The organism is Mesorhizobium sp. M8A.F.Ca.ET.021.01.1.1 (genome assembly GCF_003998025.1).
GTDB lineage: Bacteria > Pseudomonadota > Alphaproteobacteria > Rhizobiales > Rhizobiaceae > Mesorhizobium.
Genome location: NZ_RZSJ01000768.1, coordinates 1 through 2,321 on the forward strand (window position 1 = coordinate 1; position 2,321 = coordinate 2,321).

General features: G+C 62.9%; 2 protein-coding genes and 1 pseudogene. 1 reads left to right on the top strand and 2 read right to left on the bottom strand.

Going from position 1 to position 2,321, the window contains the following annotated elements:
• Positions 1-457, bottom strand: a pseudogene (locus EOA36_RS33550) (AraC family transcriptional regulator); the annotation flags it as partial.
• Between the two features lie 400 nt (positions 458-857).
• Between EOA36_RS33550 and EOA36_RS33555 the strand changes: the two are divergent.
• Positions 858-1,805, top strand: coding sequence for a helix-turn-helix transcriptional regulator (locus tag EOA36_RS33555; RefSeq protein WP_245464542.1), 948 nt, complete (start codon positions 858-860; stop codon positions 1,803-1,805).
• Between the two features lie 41 nt (positions 1,806-1,846).
• On the opposite strand, the gene EOA36_RS33560 is transcribed toward EOA36_RS33555, so the two are convergent.
• A partial coding sequence (locus tag EOA36_RS33560; protein ID WP_210212442.1) for a substrate binding domain-containing protein occupies positions 1,847-2,321 on the bottom strand: 475 nt, incomplete at its 5' end.

A 2,321-nucleotide genomic window follows, 5' to 3' on the forward strand; every position in this document is an offset into this window, starting at 1 on the left:
TCTTCAACCCCAGCCTGTCATCGATCTGCGGGAAGGCACGCAGGAGGATCGCGCGTGGGATCACCACATTCGTCCAGGCATTGCTGTCGGCATAGGTCATTTTCAGAGCTTCCGATGCAGTGACGAGCACGGCCTCTCCCTGACCGACGGCATATTCGCGGCCGACCTGTACCCCTGACAACACGGTGTCGGCCTTGTTGATCAGCAACAGATAACCGTCATTGGCGATGTTGCTCGCTTTCCTTGTCGCCTGCTCGATGGTTCCGGACATCTGGCCGAGAACCACTGAACCGACAGCCGTGGCCTCGATGGACGCTTCGAAGGGCAGGTTTTCCGGACTGCCGTGTTCGACCGACAATATTTCCGCGACATGGATGTTTTGCCACAGGGAAAATCGTTCGCGTTCGTCAAGATGCGGTGACAACCGCGCCGATGAAAACACCGTCTTTCGAGACAATGGGGAACCTCGACAAGTATCCACGGCTTAAAAAATATCGAACGCGATGCTTTCCATTGCGACAATAACCGGCAACAGTGGCGGCCCGGCGTTCAGGCGATCAAGTTGAACCCATAGTCGAGAGCGGCCGCGACTGGCGTCATCCAAAAGTATGACGTCACAAATTCCTCCGAGGCGAGATCGGGGCGTGCCTGGAGGTGTGGTGGAAAGGCTGAGCAGCGAAGTCCTGAGTTCGATTATCGGCGATATCTATGATTGCGTCTTGAACCCGGAAGGCTGGGCCGGAGTCATGACCCGCGTCACGAAAGCCGTCGACGCGGCCTACACCACCATCGCCCTTGCCGGCACCGCCCATAATAGCGGCCGCTTCGCGGCTCAGTCGCCTTGGGATCCCGTGCAGATGCGGGTGCTAGAGGAGGACTATGACTTTGATGGAATTCCCGGACTGAAGGCAGCGGTGGTCGGCGATGTCGACCGGCCGGTTGCGACGCTGTCGCTCATGAGCGAAAGCGAACTCCAGCTGACGCCGTTTTTTCAGAACTGGGCCAAACCGCAGGGACTGCGCGAGGCTTGCATCACCAAATTCGTTCATACGCCGGACCGAATCGGGCTTCTGGGCTGCACCACGCGCGCCAGCAGGGGAGGTATTTCGATCGAAGAGCAGCATTTCCTGGCATTGCTCTCGCCGCATCTGCGTCGTGCTTCGCTGATCGGAGATCTGCTCGACCAGGGCCGCGTCACCACCCATCTTTATCGCCAGGCGCTCGATCATCTGGCTGTGCCTGTCGTGCTTACCCACGCCAACGGAGCAATCCTCCATGCGAATGCGGCCGCCGAACAGATGTTTTCGGTGCAGGGTCCCATTCTCTCCAGGAACGGCGTGCTCCAGGCACAGAATCCGGTGGTGGCCCGCGCCCTGCTGGACGCGATCGCCAGTGCGGCGAGCGCGGATGCTTCGCTTGGCGCGCGCGGCATAGGGCTGCCGGTTTCGGCCCAGGGCCAGCCGCCCGCCGTTGCCTATGTGTTGCCGCTGACTGAAGGAACGGCGCGCGCGGTTTTCCGGCCGGCATGCGCGGCTGTGTTCATATCGACGACGACATCGTCTTCTCCCCTCCCGGAGGCCGTTCTGACCACGCTGTTCGACCTCACACCCGCGGAGGCGCGGGTGCTGCTGCGGATCGGCAGCGGATTGTCAGCGTCCAAGAGCGCGTCGTCGCTCGGCATCGGTGAGAACACCTTGAAGACCCACCTCAATCGAATCTTCGCCAAAACCGGCACGAGACGCCAAGCCGACCTCGTCAAACTCGTGTCGGATATCGGCACGCCGCTGGCGGCTCATGGACCCTGAAGGCGGAGCGCGTAGTCTCTACCGCCAGCGGGTCAGAGGCTTTACCGCCGCCAGGGCGGCTCCGGCGCGAAGCGCTTGCCGATCCAGTCGGCGAAGGCGCGGGTCTTGGCGGCTTTTCCCTTGGCCGAGGGCGTGACGACATAGACCGCGCCTTCGTCCGCCAGCGTCCACTCCTCCAGCACGGATACCAGCCGGCCATCGGCGAGTTCGCGGCCGACCAGCCAGTCGGTGCTCATCATCAGGCCGATGCCTTGCACGGCGGCCTGGACCAGCACCTCGGCATCGTCGGTGACCAACGACCCCGAAACCTCGACGCGCGCGCGCCGGCCCTCACGGTCGGTCATCTCCCAGGCCGGAAAGGTCTGGAAGCCCGAGAAGCCCAGGCAGGAATGGTCGAGCAGCGCTTGCGGTGTCTCCGGCCGGCCCCTGCGGGCGAGATAGGAGGGAGCGGCGCAGAGCAGCCGGCGCCGCGTCGCCACCTTGCGTGCCACCAGGCGTGAATCCTCCAGGCTGCCC